We start from the raw sequence: 22326 nt of genomic DNA, 5'->3' as shown, positions 1-22326 counted from the left end.
CACTTTGATCAGGAATCTGTTTTGACTACGGACAACCTAACCCTGCGTTACTTCGACGCTGAAATGCGCTACTTGCGGGAAGCAGGTAAGGAGTTTGCCCAAGCTTTCCCGGATCGGGCGGCGCAGCTCAACCTGGATAAACCCGGCGCTGAAGATCCCTATGTGGAGCGCTTGTTCGAAGGCTTTGCGTTCTTGATGGGGCGTCTGCGTGAGAAATTGGACGATGACCTGCCTGAGCTGACGGAGGGGCTGGTCAGCCTGCTGTGGCCGCATTACCTGCGTACCATCCCATCGCTGGCCATCGCCGAGCTGATGCCAGATGTCAATCAGATGAAGGGCAGCGAGGAGGTCGCAAGAGGCTTTCAGGTGCTGTCACAGCCGGTGGGGCAGCACCGTACCCGCTGCCGCTACTCCACCACGCAGGATTTGACGCTACGGCCGCTCAATCTGGAAACCGTGCGACTTGACCATGAGCCCGATGGACGTGCAGTTCTACGCCTACGCTTCGCGCGTGGAGCACTGGCCGACTGGGATCAACTCGATCTTGCGCACATTCCCTTGTATCTGAATGCCGACGCGGCGCTTGCCAGTGTGTTGCACCAGGCGCTGACATTGAACGTGCAGGCGCTGCATGTGCGCTTGCCAGGCGCGGCGCAGCGCAAGGCATTTGCGGGGCAATTCAAGCCAAAGGGGTTTGCGGACGATGATCGCCTTTGGCCTAAAGGCGACAGCGCCTTCAGCGGTTATCAGTTGTTGCTGGAGTACTTTACGTTCCGCGAGAAGTTCATGTTCGTGACGCTCTGCGGCCTGGAATCGCTCGTGCTGCCTGCGCACGCGCCGTGGTTCGAGCTTGAAGTAGTACTCAGTGAGCCCTGGTCGCATACGTTTACGCCGACGCAAGAGCACATTCGTTTGCACGCGGTCCCCGTGATCAACTTATTTGCACTAGAGGCCGATCCAGTCATCTTGGACCCGTTGCAGAATGAATACTTGCTTCGCCCAATGCGCTTGCAGGACGGTCATACAGAGATCTACTCGGTAGACAAGGTTTCTGGAGCGAAAGACAGCGTTCGTCAGGATTACGTGCCGTTCAGCAGCTTTCGTCACAAAGGGGGGATGCTTCGCGATGAGGCCCCTGAGCGCTATTTTCATACCCGCCTGAGACGCGGCGCCAATGGTCTTCATGACACTTGGCTGATTCTTGGCGGGGAGGGCTTTGACAAGGATGTATTGCTCAATCGCAAAAGCCTGTCGTTGCGCCTGACCGGTACCAATGGCCAGCTGCCGCGCAAAGCATTGCGCAGTACGTTGCTCGACGCTGCGGCGCAGTCCACACAGGCAGGCTTGCGAGTCCGCAACCTGACCGCGCCGACCCTACCGTGCTACCCGCCGAATCGCGATCGTTTTCACTGGCGCGTGCTCAGTCACCTGGGGTCGAATTTTCTACCGATGCTCAACAGTGCAGAAGTACTGCGTGGCACGTTGGCCTTGTACGAGTGGACAGGTAGCGAAACGAACCGCCGCCGCTTGGAGGCCATTGTTGACGTCAAGCATCACTTGATTCAGCGATTTGAAAAAGGCTTCTTGCTGCGAGGTGTGGATATCGAAGTGACGGTCGATAGCAATGGCTTTTCAGGCGAGGGGGATATCTGCCTGTTTGGTGAAATGCTCAGCCGGTTCTTCGCTCTGTATGCGGACATTCATTTGTGCACTCAACTGACGATGATTTTGCAGCCGACGGGGAGGTGCCTGCGATGGAACGAACATCACAGTCAGCGTATTCCCGGTTGAAGGCCGAGGGCATTGTGCATGTGTTGGCTGAACAGGTGTCGACGGCTAACGTCTACCGCTTCTGCCAGGTGCTGGAGCAGGTGTTGGCTGAACAACCACCGTTGGGCAGCACTGCACATCCCAGCGATGACAGGGTCAGGTTCCGGCCAGACCCTGGAATGGGATTTCCAGCAGGCGAGTTGAAGGCCATTGAAATCGACGAGTCTGCTCCACACCGACCGCTGACAGTGCGAACCCGGCTGCTGGGTTTGTATGGCGTCGACTCTCCTTTGCCCACGGCCTATCTGGACGATATCGCCCTGCGACGCGAAGGCCATGAGGCGCTGGAGCACTTCCTCGATATCTTCAACCATCGAATATTCACCCAGTTCTACCGGATCTGGCGCAAGTACTCCTACCCGGCAACGTTCGAACCGGGCGGGCGCGATGCCACTTCACAGTGTTTATTGGGCTTGATCGGGTTGGGCATTCCCGGTACGGCAGAGCGTATCGCCACACCGATGTCACGTTTTCTGGCCCTGCTTAGCGTCATGCGTCTACCCACGCGCAACGTGGAGGGGATTGGTGCGTTGGTGAAGTTGCTGGCGCCACACACGGATACGCATGTGACCGGGCATTGGCCGCAGAGCGTTGTGCTTGAGCAGCCCGCCAGCCTTGCACCAGAGCGTCCGGTGACTTTGGGCCAGGGCATGCCGTTGGGTGCTGTCGGGCACGACGCGAACAGCCAGCTGCGCCTGCGGCTGTATACCGAGGACCAGGATGAAGCGCGTGAGTGGCTTCCTGGTGGCCGGCTGATAGCCGATTTGTGGGTGTTGCTTGAGGTGTACCTGGGATGGCGTTGCACAGCGCTGCTACAGCTCTCAATTCCACGCGAGATGGTGCCGGCTCCTGTACTAGGACGCACTCGGTCGATGCTTGGCATGACCGCTGTATTGAAGCGGGCAGAGGGCGTACTCGCATCGGCTCAAGACGACACGATCACGATTAACCTGGGCCGATATCAAGGTCTGCAGCCGAACCCTTGCAGGAAGGAGGTACAGCATGTGGCGTACCGTTTTTAAATGCTTCACGGCATCGACACTTGTTGCAGTACTGAGTGGGTGTGGCTTTGCACAAAAGGTTGCAGACGGTACGGCGTCTACTGCCCAAGCGATCTTCTACAAGCAAGTAAAGACGCTGCATCTGGATCTCAACGGCCGGTCAGCGATAAATACCGATGTCGAAGAGATGAGCGGATTGTCGGTGCCGGTGCTGGTGCGGGTCTACCAGTTGAAGGACAGCAAGGCGTTGGAGAACGCCACCTATGACGAACTGGTAAGTCAAGGTGAGCGAGTGCTTCGCGATGATCTGCTCGATGAGCGCGTGGTGGTGATAAAGCCCGGCGAGGCGGCGCAGCTGAGTACACCTCTACAAGGCGACGCTCGGTATGTTGCTGTGGTTGCGCTGTTCCGAAGTCCAGACGTTATCGAAAATACGTGGCGCGTTGTCTTGCAGCGTGACGACCTCGAACCGGATCAGGCCAGAGTGCTGGAATTGGGCGATAACCGACTGACGCTTCAACATCGTGCGGAGGGCTGACTGCATGCCTGAGACCAGTCCTTCTCTTTACGAAATCCTGTTGCAGAACTTTTGCGGTGAGCTAGCGCTGGACCAGGTGAATGAAGATGACCAGCTGACCCTCTCGGTGCTGGACAACATTCAGCGCATTCTCAACAGCCGTGCAGGATCACTCTCGCATCTGCCCGACTATGGCTTGCCGGACATGGGCACAGTGCTGCAAGGGCTACCGGCTTCAGCACATGGCTTGATGAACGACATCGCCCGCACGTTGCGCCGCTATGAGCCCCGGCTGGCGCAGGTGAGCGTTCAGCTGATACCTCAGTCTCGCCCTGGCCATCTTGACTATGCCCTTGACGTGGTCATCAAGGGCGGCGGCAGGGCGTCCTTTGGGACCACACTCGGCGCCGAAGGCAGGGTTGTGGTGCGTCACCTCAAGCAGGAAGGCTACCTTCCCGTGCAATGGAACTGACAGGGGGCCAGATGACGGCACTTTTTGGGATGCGTGTTCGCTTGGGTGGGGATCCAGGCAACTTCGATGAGTTCAAGGTGTTGCACGGTGAGCTGGCCAAGCTCACGCACCCCGCCTGTCCCGATGTGGACTGGGCAAAAGTTGAGGGGTTGTCTTTGCGACTCTTCGAGCTGAACGGGATTGAGCTGCAGACGGCGGTGGCGTTCGTACTGGCGCGTAGCTACCGCACGGGTGTGACGGGCTTGACCGAGGGTGTGGCGCTGCTCGCTACACTGAGCGATGAGTGGCCGCGCGTATGGCCAGTGCAGACGTCAGCTCGCATCGATCTCATTGCATGGCTGTTTACTCAGTTGCATCCCTTGGTTCGCATGGTGGCGTGGGGCAGGTCGAGTTCGGCGGGGTTGAGCGAACTGATTGTCGAGTTGAACCGCCTGGAGCACCGCTTGGAACGCCTTGGCCATGCACCTTTGGTTGCGCTGCAGGTCTTCCGAAACCAACTGGCCAGCCTCCTGCAGCGTATGCCAGGAGGCCGGGTGGCGGCGATGCCGCTTCCTCTGCAATCCTGGGCGACGATTGCTGAGCCATCCATCACGCCTCAAATGGCTGCTGCCGTTTCTGCCCCTTCGACCTACACATTTGTAGTCGAGCCTCCGGCGCAGAAGCGTGTCGTGTTGCCGTGGTTGCTGCTGCTGATGGTCACTATTGCATGCTTGGGGTGGTTAGGTTGGCAAGAGTGGTCATCCAGGCAAGCCAAAGAACCCCCTACGTCCGATCCAATCCAACTCGACAGCTTGAACCTGTTCGATCCTGGCAGTGCCGAACTCAAGCCGGGTTCAACCAAGCTGCTGGTCAATGCACTGGTTGGAATCAAGGCCCAGCCTGGCTGGTTGATCGTTATCTCCGGGCATGCGGATGCGCGAGGCGATGCAGCCAAGAATCTCGATCTTTCTCGTGCCCGCGCCTCCGCTGTTCGCGACTGGATGCAGCGTATGGGCGATATCCCGGACAGTTGCTTTGCTGTCCAAGGTGTCGCGGCCAGTCAACCGGTCAGCAGCAACGACACCGTGAATGGTCGCGCAGAAAATCGTCGGGTGGACATTCGATTGGTACCTCAGGGAGATGCATGTGGCGAGCTGGAGGCCGTAGGGCGTTCGTTTCGGGGAAGAGAGGCTGCGTGATGGCGTACCTGCAAGGCGATGTAATGCTGAACTGCGCCAATGTGCGCATTGCTGACATCGCTGCCCCGAGTCTGCTGAACAAGAAGCGTAAGGCTAAGGGCAAGCCGCTGTTCTTCAACAACCACTTACTTAGGTTGAGGCGCCTCGAAGCGGTTCGCACGCTGCGGGAGATCTTCACGCTTCTCCTGAGGGCATCTGCGTCGCGGGGGGGGGGGGGCAGCTGTACGTGGGTTGACAGACCGGCGGTAAAATCACGAAAAACTCCGGCGCACGCAAGCGTGCCCACACGCACAGCCACCATAAAACTGAGACTGTCTGTGGGATTTACCGTCCCAGCCTGTCAAAGCTGTATCGTTGATGAGCAACGACATGCCGAGACTGGAGCGCAGCTACAGTGGACGCGACGGAAAAAAGCGCAGTGCGAGTATGTTTGGGAAATGGGCTACAAGGACGAGGGAAAATCTGATTTCCTGGTGTTTCCAGCGCTCAAGATGTGGGTGTTTTGATCGGTCTATGTCAGCCTATGGCGGGCAGCAATCCAATGCTCTGTAATCAGTATGGGCCACATCGCCGGAAAGCCGGCACGGCCGACACCTATCCAGAAACCGGGGTTTTCTATGGGAGAACGGAGAACCCTGTGATAATGGGCGCAATTACAAGGGCCATGTCATGCTGACCATCTCCAATAACGTGCATCTACCGGATGCCGAAATCGAACTGACATACATCCGCGCGCAGGGCGCGGGTGGGCAGAACGTCAACAAGGTGTCCAGCGCCGTGCACCTGCGCTTCGACATCCCGGCCTCATCGTTGCCCGAGTTCTACAAAGAGCGGCTGCTGGCGTTGCGCGACAGTCGCATCACCGGCGAGGGCGTGTTGATCATCAAGGGCCAGCAGTACCGCACCCAGGAGCAGAACCGTGCTGACGCACTGGCGCGTCTTGCCGAGTTGATAACCACAGCCGGCAAGACCGAGAAGAAACGCCGCCCCACCAAGCCGACCCTCGGCTCGAAGACCCGCCGCCTGGAAGGCAAAGCCAGGCGGAGCAATGTCAAGGCGGGTCGGGGCAAGGTGGAGTTCTAGTCCTGGGATTACCTACATCACCTGCGGCGAAGTTCTGCAGCAAACTGCGACGCCTTGAGTTGCAACTGCGCAGGCCCGCCCCAGAACGCGCCGTGGCGCACGATCACCCGTTCATGCAGCGCTGCCGCCACCGCAGCGGCAGCATTCGGGGCTTTGAACAGCACAAAACTCGCTTCGTTGCCTACCTTCAGCCCATAGCCCTTTTTACCCATCACCCCGGCACTGGCTTCGGTCGCCATGTGCAGCGCTACCCGCAGTTCCTCGTCAGTGTTGAAGCCCGAGCGATAGCTGACCAACATGGCCCGTTGCAGCATGTCGCCATTGCCGTAGGGCCACCAGGCGTCCTGGATGTTGTCGTTGCCGGTGAACACTCGCACACCGCCTGCGCGCAGGCGCAGCACGGGCGGGAAAGCGTGCTCGCCCGGGGCGTTGGTCATGATCGACACGCCTGCACCGGCCAGCACTTCGGCGGTGCGGTCCACCACGCTGTCGACAACATCACCCAGGCCATAGGCATGGCTCACCACCACCAAACCTTGCATGCCCAGTGCCTGGGTACGCGCGGCGATGCGTTCGAGCTGGGCTATGCAGATGTCACCTGGCTCGTGCAGGTGGATATCTACCTTCACCCCGTGCCGGTCGGCGATGCCGAAAACAATGTCCAGCTGCGCTTCGGCGTCACCGTCCAGGGTGGTCGGGTCGATACCGCCCACCACCTGCACACCTTCGCGTACGGCAGCCTCCATTACTTCGGCGGTGCCGGGGCAGGTCACCACGCCGGCCTGGGGGAAAGCCACCAGCTCGATGTCGATCAGGTCTTTCCACTTCTCGCGGGCTTCGAGGATGGCGCGCAGATTGGCAAGGCCGGTGGTGGCGTCCACATCCACATGGCAGCGCATGGCCAGGGTGCCGAAGGCGGCGGCCTGACGAATCAGGGCATCGGCGCGTTCGACAATAGGCGGGGCGCTGGCGAGCTCGCGCTTTTCCACCGCCAGCCGTTCACGCAGGGAGGCCACGCTCTGGTGCGGGCGCCAACGGTCGCCGACGAAACTCTTGTCCAGGTGAATGTGGCCATCGACGAACCCAGGCAACGCCAGCAGCCCTTCAAGGTCGATGGTTTCGCGGGCCGGCTCACTGGCGCGCTGCGGGCCGATATGGGTGATGCGCCCGTTCTTTACGGCAATGTGCAGGGGCAGGCCATCGGCGTCGATGGCATTGATGAACTCACGGTCATTCATGGTCGGGCCTTTTTCCCAGGCTTGAGTGATGACACACGGTAGGCAGGATCCGCACACGTCACAAATTAATTATCAGGATCGATTGCAGTGCATTTCTGGATGCAGGCAGGGCTAGGGGTAATGCCTGTCAGTTAGCGTTATCAGGGCTGCTACGCAGCCAATCGCCGGCAAGCCGGCCACACAGATACCATGCAGTTCTTGAGGTCTGCACTGTGCCTGTGGGAGCTGGCTTGCCGGCGATGGGCCGCAAAGCGGCCCCAAATCGATATTCAGCCCGCAGTGGTTGACGAGCGAACATCGGCACAGGGAAGGGCAGTGCTACTGCAGCGTCGGCGGCTTCATCTCCAGGGGCATCCCTGCCAGCGTAGCCTCCATCCCCGCAATTTTTCGCGTAAGCCGTTGCGCCTCCTCATCTTTGCCCTGTGCTTTCAGAAGATCCCGCTCTTTGCGTAATGCGAGCAGGCATTTTTGCAGACCCAGGCCAGAAGTATTGAACTGGTCCATGTTTCCCTCATGCTGAAGGCTTCCGTGCCGTTGTAGGAAAAATGGACCCTAGCAGTTCGATATTGCTGCGGAAACTGAGGTTTCATACAGCAGGTACTCGGCACCAAGATGCGGCCTACAGTAAGGGGGAAAACTTCCTACAAATTAATTTAGAGGCTGTTTCTATTCGTGTAGATCAGGCTTGCGTCTGATGCCCGTAATTGCTGAGCCTGTGATGACCTGACCGTTGAAAGAGGCATCATGCTGCTGGCAGGCTGGCCAGCTATGCACTGAAACTTAAAGTTGCAATTGTATGCCGGTGTCGACAAGTCAAACGCGCTCTTGTGACCTCCCACGACCACTGCCACATGGTGAGCACGCTTGGCTGGATGCGTGGCCGATCGCATCTGATACGCCTTTTTTCATCAAACCTGAATCTGTATCCGTATCAGCGCTGCGCCGATAATGCTTTTCATCCCTGCTATCACATTGAAGAGGTTCTGATGGGCAAGCTCGCGCTATTTCTGGGTGGTTTTCTTCTGCTCACCCTTTTGGTAGGCCTACTGGGCACCATCCCTCCAGGCTGACAAAACTCCCCCCTCCGGCCCGCCTCTTTTGCCAGGGGGCCAGCGTCGTGCCGTTGCGGCAGTGGTCCTTGGTATACCGTTAGACTGGCGGTAGCTGCAAGTCGTTCTCAAGTGAAAAGGCCTCGTGTACTCTCCCGCTCGCGTCATAATGAGTCGCGGCAGTGGGCCGGCCTTTTACCTTGGAGTCGATATATAGATGGAATGCAAGAAGGACCCTTCAGCGCTGCTGGAGTGGCGTAGCCGCTTCCTGACCGCAGGCATTCTCGAAGAAAATGAATACGACCAGGCGTTGCGCAGTGCCGATGCGCTTGAGCAATCAGGCGTGATCAGTGCGGTTGAGTGGATCGAGCTGGTCAAGGCGGCGAATGCAGCGCTACTGCGCGTGCGATAAGTCCTTCTTTACGCGGGGAAATCTGTCCACAAAAAACGTGGGTAGGTCTGTGGATAAAATGCTGTAAGCCAAGCCGTTTGCGGCTTCTGTTGAATTGAGCAGAATTTGAACAGATGTCAGCGAGCCTGCCGGTTGCCCCCATTGCCCGCCTGGCGCAGGGCCAGCAGCAGCTCACGGACCCGCGCTGGCAACTCGCCGGCAGGATAGACAGCGTGCATTTGCGGGTCTTGGCCGGTACTGGATGTCAGTCGGTAATCTGCGCAAACACGCACCAGCCGGCCGGCACTGACTTGTGCCTCGCCCACCCAGTCGGCCAGACGGGCAATGCCGGCACCGGCCAGTGTACTGTGGTAGACCGCATCGCCTGAGCTCAGTCGCAGCCTTGGATGGGGGCGCAGGCTGGTGATTCGGTCACCTTGGCAAAAGTGCCAGGCCTTGAGAATGCGCGGGGCGGTATGCAGGATCAGCGAATGGTCAGCCAGGTCCTCTGGCCGCTTGGGAATGCCATGGCGCGCCAGGTAGTCCGGGCTGGCGTACAGATGGCGCTGGTAGCGCCACAGTGGGTAACCGATCAGCTCGCTTGATTGTGGAAACGCACCGCGGACCACGAAATCGAGCTTGCCCAGCAAAGGGTCAAGCGCCTCGTCACGGTAGTGGACGTCCAGCGTTACCTGGGGGTGGCGGCGGGAAAACGCCGCCAGCACACCGGGCAGCACATGTTCGCCAAGCAATTGCGGCACGCCGAAGCGGATCCAGCCCTGTGCGCTGCCACTGAGTGCGGCCAATTCATCGGCGGCATCACGTTGCACATCGAGCAAGCGTTCGGCGTGGGGCAATAACCGCTCGCCGGCTTCGGTGAGGGTCACCGCATTGGCATTGCGGTTGAGCAGCTTGCACCCGCTGTTGTCTTCCAAAGCCTGTACTGCCCGCGTCACGGCGCTGGGCGAGCGGCCCAGGGCGCGGGCGGCGGCGACGAAGCTGCGTTTGTGCGCGACGCTGACGAAGGCCTGGATTTCGCGCAGCATGTCCAATGCCATGAAGGTCTCCTGGTTGCAGTTTTTGCAATATGGCATTTCAACACAGGCGCGCCGATTTGATTAGCCTTGCGGTCTGCTTTCACTGCCTGGAACCGCGCCATGATGGATATCGCCGTACTCTCCCTGTTCGCTTTTGCCGCCGGCCTGATCGATGCTGCGGTAGGAGGTGGTGGGCTCATTCAGATCCCGGCGCTGTTCAACGTATTGCCCACGGCGCAACCTGCGGCCTTGCTTGGCAGCAACAAACTGGCATCGGTGTGCGGTACGGCTTTCGCGGCGCGCTCGTTCATTCGCAAGGTCACCCTGGACTGGGGGTTGATCGTGCCGGCGGCGCTCAGTGCGTTCATCATGTCGTTTGCAGGGGCGGCCACGGTGTCGCTGGTGCCGCCCAGCGTGATGCGCCCGGCAGTGCTGGTGCTGATCGTGCTGATGGCGATCTACACCTTTTGCAAGAAGGATTTCGGCACCTTGCACGCGCCGGCGAAGATCGGCCGCAAGGAGCAATGCCTGGCGGTACTGATCGGTGGCGCCATTGGCTTCTACGACGGCCTGTTCGGGCCAGGAACCGGCAGCTTCCTGATCTTCCTGTTCATTCGCTTTTTCGCGTTGGACTTCCTGCACGCCTCGGCCTCTGCCAAGGTGGTCAACATCGCCACCAACCTCGCGGCGCTGGTGTTCTTCGTGCCATCGGGCAATGTGCTTTATGCCATTGCCTTGCCCATGGCCGCATGCAACGTGCTTGGGGCGCTGACCGGGACCTGGCTGGCCGTGCGCAAGGGCGCAGCCTTTGTGCGCGGGCTGTTCCTGGTCTTGCTGTGCGTGCTGATCGCCAAGTTGTCCTGGGATTTGCTGATGGGGTGAGTCAAATTACCCGGCGCCCTGTGCCTCTGCCAGTTCGACACGGTTGCGGCCGTGGGCCTTGGCGCGGTACAGCGCCTGGTCCGCACGGGCCAACAGTTCGTCCAGACCCGGCGCCGGTTCATGCCCGGCGCAGCCGTCCAGGCCGATGCTGACGGTGATCTGCAGGCGCTCGTCGCCCTGCGCCAGGTGTAGGTCCTGGACCGCTCTGCGCAAGCGCTCAGCGGTGAAGTTGGCCCGGTCTGGCGCGAGGCCCGGCAGCAGGATTACAAACTCTTCACCGCCCATACGCGCCAGCAGCTCGCCTTCATGCAACTGGTCTTGCAGGGTGTGGGCGAACTGGCGCAGCACCTGGTCGCCTACGGCGTGGCCATGGCGATCGTTGATCGACTTGAAATGGTCGATGTCGAGCATCATCAAGGTCAGCGGCAATGCCTGGGCATGTTGCTGGCGGCTGTCGAGCAGGGCATTGGCGCGGCGGGTGAAGGCGCTGCGGGTCAGTGCTCCGGTCAGGTGATCGATGGTGGCCTGATGCGCCAGGCGCGCCAGCAGGCTACGGTTGGCCTGGCTGACGCAAGAAACCACCAGCGGCCCGAGCACCAGCATGGCGATGCCCAGGCGGGCCGACATCAATGTGGTGACCCCAAGCTCGCTTTGCGGCACGCTGAAATGCATCAGGTTCTGCGCCACCGCAACGATCAGCGTACTGCCGGTAGTCAGTGTCAGCAATGAAACCAGAAACGGTGAGTAGGTCCACGCGCACCACAGCAGTGCTGCGATCGGGAAGGCAATGGCCCCCGGCCCGCCGAAGGCGATACTGAAGACCAGCGAGGCCAGCAGCACCAGCAAGGGGGGCAGGCTTACGGCCTGGGCTCTACTGCGTACCAGCGCGCGCGCCGATGGCGCCGTCAGCAGCACCGGCAGCACCAGCACTGCGGTCGAGAACTGCTCGCTGAACCACGCCAGCCAGGTGGTGCGCAGCGATTGCTCGAACCACGGGGCAGCCACCACGCAGGCCATGCAAGCCGCCACCATGGCACCGGCCGCGCAGGCACCGAATACGCTGAGCACTCCCTGCGGGCTGCGCATGCGCCTGTGCAGGCGCGGTAAGCGTGACAGCAAGAGCCACACCGTCACCACTACGCTCAGGTTGCACAGGTTGAGCCACAGCGCCGAGCGCCAGGCGCTGCCGCAAGCCAGGTCGGCGGCGATCATGGCCAGCCAGGCCAGGGTGAAACTCACCGGGGTGGCGTGGCGCGGGTAGCGCAACAGCACACCGGCCAGCACTGCATTGACGGGCCAGAACAGGGACAAGGATTCGATTGGCCGTGCCAGGATGCCGCCCAGGGTCAGGGCGAAGGTCAGGCCGAACACGGCGAAATAGGGCAACAAGCGCGACTGGGCTGGAAAAACCATAGGCTCGACCGACAAGCGGAGACGAAATCCAGGACAACGGCTGTGGGCACCTGGGGCAATAACACCCCAGTTTGTTTGCGCAGGCCACTCAATGTCAATCTGCCGAGATCGCGCAGGATAATGGCCAATATCCTCTGGCGTCATAAACCGTGGAACCATGGCACCATCAGTACCGTCACCAGCATCACCAGCACTGTGAAGGGCACGCCCACCTTGACGAAGTCGGCAAAGCGGTACTGGCCCGGGCCGAGCACCAAGGTATTCACCGGTGAGGAAACCGGGGTCATGAACGCCGCGGATGCCGCCAAGGCCACAGTCATGGCGAACGGATAGGGCGAAAGGCCCAACTGTGTTGCCGTGCTGATGGCAACGGGCGCCATCAGTACGGCGGTGGCGGTGTTGGAGATGAACAGGCCGATCACCGCTGTGACCGTGAACAGGCAGGCGAGCATGGCGATCGGCCCGGCGCCGCCCAGCAGGCTGACCAGCCCGCCCACTGCCAGGTCGATACCCCCGGTCTGCTGCAGCGCCTGGGCGAAGGGCAGCATGCCGACGATCAATATCAGGCTTGGCCAGTGAACGGCGCGGTAGGCGCTGTTCATGTCGATGCAGCGCCCGGCCCCCATCAGCAGGCAGCCGATCAACGCGGCGATCACATTGGGTACCACGCCGCTGACCATCAGCCCGACCATCACCGCCAGGCTGATCAGGGCATAGGGTGCCCGGGTACGGGCCGGTGCCACTTGGTCGATCTCGGCAGGCAAGCTCAGTACCAGGAAGTCCTTTGGCTGGCTTTGCAGCTGGCGTACCGCCTTCCAGGGGCCGACGACCAGCAGCGTGTCGCCAAGGCGCAGCGGTTCTTCCACCAGTCGCTCGTCGATCGCCGCCTGCTCACGGCGCAAGCCAACCACGTTGAGGCCGTAGCGGGTACGAAAGGCAAGGTCCAGGATGCTTTTGCCGATCAGTTGCGAGCCGTGGGGCAGGGACACTTCGGCCATGCCCAACTCCTGGGACTGGTCGATGAAATAAGCGGCCTTGAAATGAAGAGGTTCCAGTTGCATGGTTTGACACAGGCTGCGCAGGTCATCGCGATTGGCGAACAGGTCGAGCAGCAGCACGTCACCCTGCTGCAGGACGGTGCTCGAATCGGCGGCGATCACCCGCGTGGTGAACTTGTGCTGGCGCTCGATACCGATCACGTTGGCGCCATGCCGGGTGCGCAGCTCAAGCTCCCCGAGGGTATGGCCGATCAACGGCGATTGCGCCCGAATACGTAGCCGCCGCTCCCGGCCGTTGAGCTTGTAGTCCAGTACCAGGTCGAGCAGGGTGCGGCGGCTCTCCACCCGGCCGTCCTTGCGTACTTCGCCGTTGAGCCAGTGGCGTGTCAGCAGCATGTAGCCAATCCCCAGCACCAGCACCACCAGGCCGAACGGCGTGAAACTGAAGAAGCTGAAACCTTGCTCGCCTTGGCGTACCAGTTCGCTGTGCACCACCACGTTGGGTGGTGTGGCCACCAGGCTGAGCATGCCACTGATCAGGCCGGCGAAGCTCAGCGGCATCATCAGGCGGCTTGGCGAAATCTGCAGGCGTGCAGCGATGCTCAGCACCACCGGGATGAAGATCGCGACCACGCCCGTCGAACTCATCACCGAGCCCAGCCCGGCCACTGACACCATCAGCAACACCAGCAGGCGCGCCTCGCTGTTGCCTGCCCGGTCGCTCATCCATTCGCCGATGCGATAAGCGATGCCGGTACGCACCAGCCCTTCGCCGATCACGAACAAGGCAGCAATCAATACCACGTTGGGGTCGCTGAAGCCGGCCAGGGCCTGCTCCACGGTGAGGATGCCCGACAGTGGCAGGGCGAGAATCACCAGCAGCGCGACGACGTCCATGCGTGGTCGGTTGATGACAAAGAGCATGATGACGACAGCCAGCAGGCCGAGGACCCAGAGCAGTTCCTGGTTCATGGGGCGGGGGTGTTCCTTCACTCAAGGGGGCACGAAAGACAGTAGCAGTCAGTGTGGCAGCTTGTGGTGAAGAGGGTGTTGATGAGGGTCAGCGGGGAGAGGGTTTGCCTTGTTAAGGCAGCGGGAGACTGGGTGATCGATGCAGGAGCCGGCAAGCCGGCCCCTGCAGAGGCTGCGCTGAATCAGTGACGGTGGCGGCGGTGCTTCTTGCCGTTGTTGTCACCCAGGTGGTTGCCAATCGCACCACCTGCCGCGCCGCCCAGGCCGGCGCCGATGGTCGAGCCGGTCGAGCCGCCGACCTTGCCGCCCAACAGCGAACCGCCTGCCGAGCCCAGGCCACCGCCGATGGCGGCTTCGGTGCGGTTGCCCTTGCGCGCAGCCACCGCGCTGCCTGCGGCACCGCCAAGGCCTGCGCCGACAGCTGCACCAGTGCTGCCGCCGAGCTGTTGGCCGACAACATTACCCAGGACGCCACCCAGGCCACCGCCGATGGCGGCGGTACCGTCACCGGCGAAAGCGCCTTGGCACAGCAGCAGGCCAAGGGCAAGGGAAGGCAAAGTCAGACGCATGATAGGGAGCCTCGAAGAATCATCAGGTTAAGAGTGGATTGCAAAGACGTGTCAGCGGTAGCCGCGGTCACGGTAGCGGCGATCGTCATCGTCGCGGTCATGCCGGTGATGGTGGCGGTGATCACGGTCGCCATCGCGCCATCCGCCATCGTCATCGTGGTAGCGATGATGGTGGCAGCCGGCAACCAACAGAAAAGCGGCGATCAGAGAAAGGCTTGCAAGGCGGGTCATCACGATATAGGTCCTTGATCCGCATAGGTTTACGGGACACTTGCTGAGACTGTGATCGATCCGTTTGGTTTCCTGGGCGGTCAATTTTTTGCCGCGGTGACGACGAGTGGCGTACCTGCCGGCTGCTGTTCTGTCCCGCTCGGTCATGGCTCGACTGCGGCTGGGCGCTTAGACTTGGCACAGGCCGCAACGAAGACGGCCATCTGCCACACGGTGAATCATGATGATCGCCCATACACCCACGCTGTTCGCCGCCGTTGCACTGGTCGCGACCATCCTGGCGTTCTGCCTGTTGCTGGTCGGCCAGTCCAATCGCCAAGACAACCTCTGGCTTACCGCTTGCGGTTTGCTCGCCCACGCGTTGGCCTACGTTTGCTACACCGTTTATGGGCACGCCCCGCTGTGGCTCAGCTATGGGGTGGGCAACAGCCTGCTATCACTGGCCCTGGCCTTCTATTCGGCCAGCCTGTTTCGCGTGCGCGAGCAGGCTGTGCCGTGGCGGCAGGTCTTCATCATTCCCGCCTGCATGCTGGTGGGCCTGATGCTGCTGCTCGACACCGTGGAGCCGCGCATGCTGCTGGCGACGCTGGTGCTGATGCTGCAGTGCACGTTGATCCTGTACTGGGTGCGGCGCCACGTCGAACGGCCGGGCAGGGCGCACCTGTTGCTGCAGATTGGCGCCCTTGTCAGCCTGGTCGGGCTGGGCATGCGTGCGCTTGCAGTGGTCAATGGCACGGCCGTGGAAATGCGCTACGACACCAGCAACCTCAAGCAGAGCATTTCCGTCGCCATCGGTACGGTAACGGTGATGATGTACTCCATCGGCCTGGTGCTGATGGCCAAGGAGCGCAGCGAATCACGCCTTAAGCACCTGGCCTTGCGCGATGTGCTGACGGGCACCTACAACCGGCGGGCGATTCTGGAGCGCTTTGCCTGCGAGCTGGACCGCGCCCGTGGCGAACGCAGCAGCTTGGCCGTGGCGATGATCGACCTCGACCATTTCAAGCGTATCAATGACCTGTATGGGCACTTGGCCGGTGACGAGGTGTTGTGCCATTGCGTGCGTCAGTTGGAGCAGCGCCTGCGCAACGGCGACAGTCTTGGCCGCTATGGGGGGAGGAGTTTCTGCTGCTGTTGCCACGCACCGATCGTGACGGCGCGATGGCAGCCTTGCAGGGCCTGAGGGAGGCCATTGCCCTCAGCCCGGCGCACTTTGCCGGTGACCAGATCACGCTGCGCTTCAGCGTGGGGCTGTGGTGCGGCGTGCCTGGCCCGCACGACACTACCGCGAGCCTGCTCGCCCAGGCTGACGCGGCGCTGTATCAGGCCAAGGCAGCCGGGCGCAACACGGTGCACATGGCGGCGTTGACCGCTGCCGGTTGAGTCAGGACGCCGGGTGGATGGCCAGCACAACGCCATTGGTGATCTGCACCAGTACATAGTGGTCGCCCATGCGTACCCAGTGGCTTTCTTTCTCCGGTGCTGGCAGGCCCTTGGCCTTCCAGTCGGTCAAGGCTTCGTCGTCGCGTTTGTACTGGTCGGGGGCCTTGTCGCCCACTTTGAGTTCGCGGTTGTGAGTTTCTGGTGCGGTAACGCTCTCTTCAGCCGAGGGTGCGGCTGACGCCATCATTGGCAGGCAGGGCAGGGCGGCGAGTAGCAGTGAAGGCAAAAGACGAGGTACTTTCATGACAATCTCCTGTTGGCGGCATGCCTTATCTGCGACAACAGCCCCCGTGTGACAATTCACTCGCAATGCTGCGCAGTGCTAGAGTCGCTTTCTTTTTTGCCCCGAGGATGGAACATGCGAGCAATTCTGCCGATGGCTGCGGCGCTGGTATTGGTCGGTTGCGCTTCTGCAGCCATGGATACGGCCCGTGGCGGCAAGCCGACTGCACAGCTCGATTCGCAAAAGGCGCCGGAGCTGGTGGCCCAATGCATCCAGTTCAGCTGGCAGAAAGAGGATGTGTTCGGGGATGACGCTAGCGGCTATCTGGAGTCGCGCAAGCAAGGTGGGCTGACGGTGTATACCCGCGAAGCGGAATCGTTCGTGGATGTCTACCCGCAGGCGGGTGGCACGCGGGTGGATTACTACGCGCAGAAGAACGACGGTGTGGCGTTGCAGCGGCGGGCGGCGGCGGCCACCTGCCTGTAACGCTTGGAGCTATTGGGGGCTTTGCCGGCGCCTCGCTGGCAAGCCCGCCAAGGGGCCGGGGACCGTAACCTAAACAACAAGGACGTACAATCATGGACCGATCGCATCAACTCAACCGCGCCAGCTGGGATGAGCGCGCGCCGCTGCATGCCGCCTCGAAGGACTACGAGGTCGAGCTGCTGGTCCAGCAGCCCGCGCACCTTTCCGAGACCGTACGCTTCGACTTGCCACGCCTTGGCGATATTCGAGGCCTGCGCACAGCTCATCTGCAATGCCATATCGGCACCGACACCTTGTCGCTGGCGCGGTTGGGCGCGCTGGTCTGCGGCCTGGACTATTCGGCAGCTTCGCTGATGCAGGCGCGGCGCCTTGCCGGGCGTTGCAATACGGCCATCGACTACGTAGAAGCCGATGTCTATCAGGCCGATCAGGCACTGCAGGCAAGCACCTTCGACCTGGTCTACACCGGTATCGGTGCATTGTGCTGGCTACCGCGCATCGAGCCTTGGGCCCGTGCAGTGGCGGCCTTGCTCAAACCTGGCGGACGGCTGTTTCTGCGCGATGGGCACCCGATGCTGATGGCCGTCAATGAAGACCACCAGGACCGGCTGCAACTGGAGTATCCCTACTTCGAACAAGAAGCACCGACGGTTTGGCACAGCGACCAGACCTACGTCGACAGCGATCAACGCCTCACCCAGACCGAAACCCATGAGTGGAACCACGGCCTGGGCGAAGTCATCAGTGCCTTGCTGGCGCAAGGGCTGCAACTGGCGGCCTTGGTCGAGCACCAGAGCATCCCCTGGGAGGCGTTACCCGGGCAGATGGACAAAGGCGCCGACGGCGAATGGCGCCTGCGCCTGGCGCCCGAGCGCTTGCCGCTGAGTTACACCCTGCAGGCGATCAAGGCCTGATCAGGACAGGTAACCACCGTCGACATTGAGTGCGGTGCCGGTGGTGTAGCTGGAGGCATCGCTGGCCAGGTACAGCACGGCGCCGGCCATTTCCTTGGGGTCGGCCACGCGTTTGAGTGGGATCTGCTGCAGTGCGGCGTTGAGGATTGCATCGTTTTTCACCAGCGCCGACGCGAATTTGGTGTCGGTCAGGCCCGGCAGCAAGGCATTGCAGCGGATGCCGAATTGCGCGCATTCCTTGGCGAAGACCTTGGTCATGTTGATCACCGCTGCCTTGGTCACCGAGTAGATACCTTGGAAGTGGCCCGGTGAAACCCCATTGATCGACGCCACGTTGATGATGCTGCCAGCGCCGTTTTCACGCATCAGCTTGCCGGCTTCGACCGACATGAAGAAATAGCCGCGGATATTGACGTCGACGGTCTTCTGGAACGCACCTGCGTCGGTATCCAGCACATTGCAGAACTGCGGGTTGGTGGCGGCGTTGTTGACCAGCACGTCCAGGCGCCCGAACTGTTCGCGGATACTGGCGAACACCTGCTGGATCTGTTCCAGTTCACCGATGTGGCAGGCCACTGCAGTGGCCTTGCCGCCTGCGGCGATGATCGCATTGGCCACCTGCTGACAGCCCTCCAGCTTGCGGCTGGAAACGATCACATGGGCGCCTTGCTGGGCCAGCAGGTGCGCGATGGCTTCGCCAATGCCACGGCTGGCGCCGGAGACGAAAGCGATCTTGCCATCGAGGTCGAACAGGTGGGTCTTGGACATGCTGTTTTCCTTGTTGTCTGTCGTCAGAGCGTGGACTTGGCCATTACCTGCAAGCTCATCTGCTCCAGCAGCCGGTTCATGTGGATGAACTGGGCGAAGCGCTTGTCCTGGGTCTGGCCGTGGTAGAAGCGGTAGTAGATCTGCTGCACGATGCCCGCCAGGCGGAACAGGCCATAGCAATAGTAGTAATCGAAGTTGTCCAGGCGTATGCCCGCACGCTCGGCGTAGTAATCGACGAACTGGCGGCGGGTCAGCATGCCGGGGGCATTGCTCGGCTGGCGTCGCATCAATTGCACCGGCGCCGGGTCGCCTGCCTCGATCCAGTAGGCCAGGCTGTTGCCCAGGTCCATCAGTGGGTCGCCGATCGTGGCCATCTCCCAGTCCAGCACGCCAATGATGCGCATGGGGTTTTCAGCATCGAGGATCACGTTATCGAAGCGGTAGTCGTTGTGCACGATGCCTGGGCGAGGGTGGTCGGCCGGCATCTTTTCACGCAGCCAGGCAATGACCTGCTCCCAGCGCGGCGCATCGGGTGTCAGGGCCTTTTCGTAGCGGCCGGTCCAGCCTTCGATCTGGCGCTGCACGTAGCCTTCAGGCTTGCCCAGGTCGGCGAGGCCGCAGCTTTGGTAGTCGACCTGGTGCAGCTCTACCAAGCGGTCAATGAAGCTTTTGCACAGGGCCTCGGTACGGGTGGCATCCAGGTTCAGTTCGGCGGGAATGTCCGAACGCAGGATGATGCCGTTTACCCGCTCCATTACATAGAACTCGCCGCCGATCAGGGTTTCATCGGTGCAGTGGGTGTAGGCCTTGGGGCAGTAAGGGAAGCCGCTGTTGAGCTGGTTGAGGATGCGGAACTCACGGCCCATGTCGTGGGCCGACTTGGCTTTCTGGCCAAAAGGCGGGCGCCGCAGCACGAACTCACGGTCTGGGTAAGCGACCAGGTAGGTCAGGTTGGAGGCCCCCCCGGGGAACTGGCTGATGCGCGGTGCGCCTTCAAGGCCCGCGATATTGGCCTTGAGGTAAGGGTCGATGACGGCCGCGTCGAGTTCTTCGCCGGGGCGTACCTGGGTGGACTGGTCGGTGAGCGTCATGCGTTTACCTTATTATCGATCGCAAGGATTATTGGCTAATCTAATGGCCTCGATGCGCTGGTACAAGCGTGCCAGGTGCCATATAGGTTTGGGTGTTGCCGGCCGATCACTGCACCGAATGCACACTGGCGGGCAAAAAAAAACCGAAGCCGGTCAGGCTTCGGTTTTCGTCTCGCGCGGTGCGCCCATCACTCAGGAAGGGAACAGCTCGCTGAGCTTCATCGACAGCATCATGTCGCCTTCAACGCGCAGCTTGCCGCCCATGAACGCCTGCATGCCGTCGGTCTCGCCACTGACGATGCCTTTGAGGGTTTCGCTGTCCATGACCAGGGTGCAGTTGGCGTCCGGGTTCTCGCCTTCCTGCAGGTCGCAGGTACCGTCCTTGACGATCAGGGCGTATTTCTTGCCTTCGTCGGTGATGTCGAAGCCGAACACCAGGTCAAGGCCTTCGGCTGCAGACGGATTGAACTTCTCTTGCATCTTTTTCACGGCATCAGCTACGGAGGTCATGGCGCATTCCTTATTGAGTGATTTCACGTCCCTAACAGGGACACAACAGGCCGGGCTCACCTATAGGTAATGAGCTCCGGCACCTTCAACAACTGCACATGGGCCTGGTTGTTGAAGGAAGCCAGTGCCACGTCACGGCCGCGGAACTTCAGCTGGCTGAGCGACGTGTTGATGATCTGCCAGTTCAGCGCGAAGGCCTGGCTGGGGGTAATTCCGGTAGTCAGGTGAAGCAGGGCGGCAATGGTGCCGCCCGAGGTGAACACCGCGATATTGTCGCCGCTGCCAGCGCTGTCCAGCACACGTTGCAAACCACCCTGGACTCGCGTGGTGAACGCCTGCCAGGTTTCCAGGCCGTCGTCGGCATGTTCGCCGGCGTGCCAGCGCTGTACCATCAGGGCGAACAGACGCTGGAATTCGCTGCGGTTCTGCGCGCCATTGCGCAGGATGTGCAGGGCCTGCGGCTCTTCGGTCAGCAGGCCGGGCAGCAGGGCACGGATAACACCGTCGGCATCGAACTCATTGAACGCAGGGTCGGTCTCAATGGCGGGCACTGCGCAGCCATTACCCTGCAGTGCCTGCAGTGCCAGCCGCGCAGTGTCTTGCTGGCGGCGCAGGTCACCCGCCACGCATCGGTCCAGGCGCAGGTCCAGCCGGGCGAGGTGTTCACCCAGTGCCTGGCTTTGCCGCACACCCACCGGCGACAGGACGTCATAGTCGTCGGCACCGAATGAGGCTTGGCCATGTCGGATGAGGTAGAGATTGCCCACGAAGGTATCCGGCCGTTTGAAGGTTGCTGCGAGGTTAGGATGCGCCACACGGGCTGTCAACGAAAAAACATACAAGCGTTTGAAAAGGTCGTTTGAACTGTGTTGCCAGCGTTTACCGCAGCTGGCAGCGCCACGGGCGCACCGGTATGCTTGCTACAGTTTCGCGCCGTACAGGCGCAGGTTCATAAGGAGTCAACGTGGAGTTTCTTGCCGAATACGCAAGCTTTCTCGCTAAAACCGCCACCCTGGTGATTGCCATCCTGGTGGTGCTGTCTGCCATCGCCGGCTTGCGCGGCAAGGGGCGGCGCAAGGCTGGCGGGCAGTTGCAGGTCACCCGTCTCAACGAGTTCTATAAAGAGCTGCGCGAGCGGCTGGAATCCGGCCTGCTCGACAAGGCCCAGCTCAAAGCCCTGCGCAAGCAGCAGGCCAAAGCGGAAAAACAGCAGAAAAAAGGTAAGGCCGAAGAGAAGGGCCGGGTGTTCGTGCTCGACTTCGATGGCGACATCAAGGCGTCCGCCACCGAAAGCCTGCGCAACGAAATCACGGCACTGCTGACCCTCGCCACGCCACATGACGAAGTGGTGCTGCGCCTGGAAAGCGGTGGTGGCCTGGTGCACAGCTACGGCCTTGCGGCCTCGCAACTGGCGCGTATCCGCCAGGCCGGCATCCCGCTGACCGTGTGCATCGACAAGGTGGCCGCCAGCGGTGGTTACATGATGGCTTGTATCGGCGAGAAAATCGTCAGCGCGCCGTTTGCCGTGCTCGGTTCGATCGGCGTGGTAGCGCAGTTGCCGAACGTCAACCGTCTGCTGAAAAAGCACAATATCGATTTCGAAGTGCTGACTGCCGGCGAGTACAAGCGCACCCTGACCGTGTTCGGCGAGAACACCGAGAAGGGGCGCGAGAAGTTCCAGGAAGACCTGGACATCACCCACCAGCTGTTCAAGGACTTTGTCGCCCGCTACCGCCCGCAGTTGCACATCGACGAAGTAGCCACCGGCGAAGTCTGGCTGGGTGTTGCCGCGCTAAACCGCAAGCTGGTGGACCAGTTGCAGACCAGCGACGAGTACCTCAGCGAGCGTGCTCGCAACGCCAACCTGTTCCATGTGCACTATGCCGAACGCAAAAGCTTGCAGGAGCGAATCGGCATGGCGGCGAGCGGTGCGGTGGAGAACGCCGTGGTGGGGCTGTGGAGCAAACTTGGCCGCTTGCGCTAACACCTTGAACCCCTTGAATATTTTTTCTGTTCAGGGGGTTGCAAGG

General features: G+C 61.1%; 25 protein-coding genes and 1 pseudogene. 14 read left to right on the top strand and 12 right to left on the bottom strand.

The window, feature by feature from the left end:
- Positions 1 to 21 precede the first annotated feature (21 nt).
- From tssF to arfB, 7 genes are all read left to right on the top strand, one after another.
- Entirely contained in the window at positions 22 to 1791 is a 1770-nt protein-coding gene (gene tssF, locus ACMGF5_RS25695) for a type VI secretion system baseplate subunit TssF (RefSeq protein ID WP_414157452.1), read from the top strand.
- Positions 1755 to 2852 carry a type VI secretion system baseplate subunit TssG gene (gene tssG, locus ACMGF5_RS25690; RefSeq protein ID WP_414157451.1) on the top strand — a complete coding sequence of 366 codons (1098 nt, stop codon included), beginning with the start codon at positions 1755 to 1757 and terminating at the stop codon, positions 2850 to 2852. Before tssF ends, tssG begins: the two co-directional genes overlap by 37 nt.
- On the top strand, positions 2833 to 3369 hold the full coding sequence (gene tssJ / locus ACMGF5_RS25685) for a type VI secretion system lipoprotein TssJ (protein WP_174142221.1): 537 nt from the start codon (positions 2833 to 2835) through the stop codon (positions 3367 to 3369). The genes tssG and tssJ overlap by 20 nt, the downstream gene beginning before the upstream one ends.
- 4 nt (positions 3370 to 3373) lie before the next feature.
- Complete coding sequence (gene tssE, locus ACMGF5_RS25680; protein WP_174142220.1) at positions 3374 to 3820, top strand: type VI secretion system baseplate subunit TssE; 447 nt, start codon at positions 3374 to 3376, stop codon at positions 3818 to 3820.
- A gap of 11 nt (positions 3821 to 3831) precedes the next feature.
- The gene (locus ACMGF5_RS25675; RefSeq protein WP_414157450.1) at positions 3832 to 4998 is read left to right on the top strand and encodes an OmpA family protein; all 1167 of its coding nucleotides are present in this window, start codon (positions 3832 to 3834) and stop codon (positions 4996 to 4998) included.
- Positions 4995 to 5504: a hypothetical protein gene (locus ACMGF5_RS25670; protein ID WP_414157449.1), complete on the top strand. Its 510-nt coding sequence runs from the start codon at positions 4995 to 4997 to the stop codon at positions 5502 to 5504. The genes ACMGF5_RS25675 and ACMGF5_RS25670 overlap by 4 nt, the downstream gene beginning before the upstream one ends.
- Before the next feature lie 163 nt (positions 5505 to 5667).
- A complete protein-coding gene (gene arfB, locus ACMGF5_RS25665; protein WP_046785705.1) occupies positions 5668 to 6081 on the top strand; it encodes an alternative ribosome rescue aminoacyl-tRNA hydrolase ArfB in 414 nt (137 codons plus the stop codon).
- A 17-nt stretch (positions 6082 to 6098) separates the two neighbouring features.
- Here the strand turns inward: arfB and ACMGF5_RS25660 are convergent, their stop codons facing one another.
- Positions 6099 to 7319 carry an amidohydrolase family protein gene (locus ACMGF5_RS25660; protein ID WP_119687431.1) on the bottom strand — a complete coding sequence of 407 codons (1221 nt, stop codon included), beginning with the start codon at positions 7317 to 7319 and terminating at the stop codon, positions 6099 to 6101.
- 318 nt (positions 7320 to 7637) lie between these two features.
- A complete protein-coding gene (locus ACMGF5_RS25655; protein ID WP_046785709.1) occupies positions 7638 to 7823 on the bottom strand; it encodes a hypothetical protein in 186 nt (61 codons plus the stop codon).
- A 347-nt stretch (positions 7824 to 8170) separates the two neighbouring features.
- Here ACMGF5_RS25655 and ACMGF5_RS25650 point away from each other — a divergent pair, with 347 nt between their 5' ends.
- Both ACMGF5_RS25650 and ACMGF5_RS25645 read left to right on the top strand, forming a co-directional pair.
- Positions 8171 to 8389, top strand: a complete 219-nt coding sequence (locus ACMGF5_RS25650) for a hypothetical protein (protein ID WP_174142157.1) — start codon at positions 8171 to 8173, stop codon at positions 8387 to 8389.
- Between the two features lie 196 nt (positions 8390 to 8585).
- A complete protein-coding gene (locus tag ACMGF5_RS25645; protein ID WP_115274380.1) occupies positions 8586 to 8780 on the top strand; it encodes a hypothetical protein in 195 nt (64 codons plus the stop codon).
- 116 nt (positions 8781 to 8896) lie between these two features.
- On the opposite strand, the gene ACMGF5_RS25640 is transcribed toward ACMGF5_RS25645, so the two are convergent.
- Positions 8897 to 9817: a LysR family transcriptional regulator gene (locus tag ACMGF5_RS25640; protein WP_119687430.1), complete on the bottom strand. Its 921-nt coding sequence runs from the start codon at positions 9815 to 9817 to the stop codon at positions 8897 to 8899.
- A gap of 99 nt (positions 9818 to 9916) precedes the next feature.
- Between ACMGF5_RS25640 and ACMGF5_RS25635 the strand changes: the two genes are divergently transcribed.
- Entirely contained in the window at positions 9917 to 10678 is a 762-nt protein-coding gene (locus ACMGF5_RS25635; protein WP_115274382.1) for a sulfite exporter TauE/SafE family protein, read from the top strand.
- Positions 10679 to 10684: 6 nt separating this feature from the next.
- Here ACMGF5_RS25635 and ACMGF5_RS25630 read toward each other — a convergent pair whose 3' ends face one another.
- The 4 genes from ACMGF5_RS25630 to ACMGF5_RS25615 all read right to left on the bottom strand — a co-directional run bounded on the left by ACMGF5_RS25630 (position 10685) and on the right by ACMGF5_RS25615 (position 14861).
- Positions 10685 to 12106, bottom strand: coding sequence for a diguanylate cyclase (locus ACMGF5_RS25630; protein WP_414157448.1), 1422 nt, complete (start codon positions 12104 to 12106; stop codon positions 10685 to 10687).
- Positions 12107 to 12231: 125 nt separating this feature from the next.
- Positions 12232 to 14061, bottom strand: coding sequence for an SLC13 family permease (locus ACMGF5_RS25625; protein WP_196996611.1), 1830 nt, complete (start codon positions 14059 to 14061; stop codon positions 12232 to 12234).
- A 182-nt stretch (positions 14062 to 14243) separates the two neighbouring features.
- Positions 14244 to 14630 (bottom strand): glycine zipper domain-containing protein, encoded by a 387-nt coding sequence (locus ACMGF5_RS25620; protein ID WP_039604046.1) that lies wholly within the window; start codon positions 14628 to 14630, stop codon positions 14244 to 14246.
- Between the two features lie 51 nt (positions 14631 to 14681).
- Positions 14682 to 14861, bottom strand: a complete 180-nt coding sequence (locus tag ACMGF5_RS25615; RefSeq protein WP_046785716.1) for a hypothetical protein — start codon at positions 14859 to 14861, stop codon at positions 14682 to 14684.
- A 223-nt stretch (positions 14862 to 15084) separates the two neighbouring features.
- Here ACMGF5_RS25615 and ACMGF5_RS25610 point away from each other — a divergent pair.
- Positions 15085 to 16244, top strand: a pseudogene (locus tag ACMGF5_RS25610) (GGDEF domain-containing protein).
- A 1-nt stretch (position 16245) separates the two neighbouring features.
- On the opposite strand, the gene ACMGF5_RS25605 reads toward ACMGF5_RS25610, so the two are convergent.
- Complete coding sequence (locus ACMGF5_RS25605) at positions 16246 to 16548, bottom strand: RcnB family protein (protein ID WP_115274385.1); 303 nt, start codon at positions 16546 to 16548, stop codon at positions 16246 to 16248.
- 114 nt (positions 16549 to 16662) lie between these two features.
- Here ACMGF5_RS25605 and ACMGF5_RS25600 point away from each other — a divergent pair, with 114 nt between their 5' ends.
- A complete protein-coding gene (locus tag ACMGF5_RS25600) occupies positions 16663 to 17013 on the top strand; it encodes a hypothetical protein (protein ID WP_012315062.1) in 351 nt (116 codons plus the stop codon).
- Positions 17014 to 17105: 92 nt separating this feature from the next.
- The gene (locus ACMGF5_RS25595) at positions 17106 to 17927 is read left to right on the top strand and encodes a class I SAM-dependent methyltransferase (RefSeq protein WP_115274387.1); all 822 of its coding nucleotides are present in this window, start codon (positions 17106 to 17108) and stop codon (positions 17925 to 17927) included.
- Here the strand turns inward: ACMGF5_RS25595 and ACMGF5_RS25590 are convergent, their stop codons facing one another.
- From ACMGF5_RS25590 to ACMGF5_RS25575, 4 genes are all read right to left on the bottom strand, one after another.
- Positions 17928 to 18695, bottom strand: a complete 768-nt coding sequence (locus ACMGF5_RS25590; protein ID WP_414157447.1) for an SDR family oxidoreductase — start codon at positions 18693 to 18695, stop codon at positions 17928 to 17930. It abuts the gene before it with no gap.
- Positions 18696 to 18718: 23 nt separating this feature from the next.
- Positions 18719 to 19786 (bottom strand): phosphotransferase family protein, encoded by a 1068-nt coding sequence (locus tag ACMGF5_RS25585; protein ID WP_115274388.1) that lies wholly within the window; start codon positions 19784 to 19786, stop codon positions 18719 to 18721.
- A gap of 192 nt (positions 19787 to 19978) precedes the next feature.
- Entirely contained in the window at positions 19979 to 20296 is a 318-nt protein-coding gene (locus ACMGF5_RS25580) for an SCP2 sterol-binding domain-containing protein (protein WP_039601984.1), read from the bottom strand.
- Positions 20297 to 20352: 56 nt separating this feature from the next.
- The gene (locus tag ACMGF5_RS25575; protein WP_125923970.1) at positions 20353 to 21063 is read right to left on the bottom strand and encodes a histidine phosphatase family protein; all 711 of its coding nucleotides are present in this window, start codon (positions 21061 to 21063) and stop codon (positions 20353 to 20355) included.
- 197 nt (positions 21064 to 21260) lie between these two features.
- Between ACMGF5_RS25575 and sohB the strand changes: the two genes are divergently transcribed.
- A complete protein-coding gene (gene sohB, locus ACMGF5_RS25570) occupies positions 21261 to 22280 on the top strand; it encodes a protease SohB (RefSeq protein ID WP_251962828.1) in 1020 nt (339 codons plus the stop codon).
- Positions 22281 to 22326 lie beyond the last annotated feature (46 nt).

Source organism: Pseudomonas sp. BNK-15, from assembly GCF_047456105.1.
Lineage (GTDB): Bacteria > Pseudomonadota > Gammaproteobacteria > Pseudomonadales > Pseudomonadaceae > Aquipseudomonas > Aquipseudomonas putida_E.
Note: the sequence above shows the minus strand (reverse complement) of the source record. Positions and strands in the feature narration are given on the sequence as shown.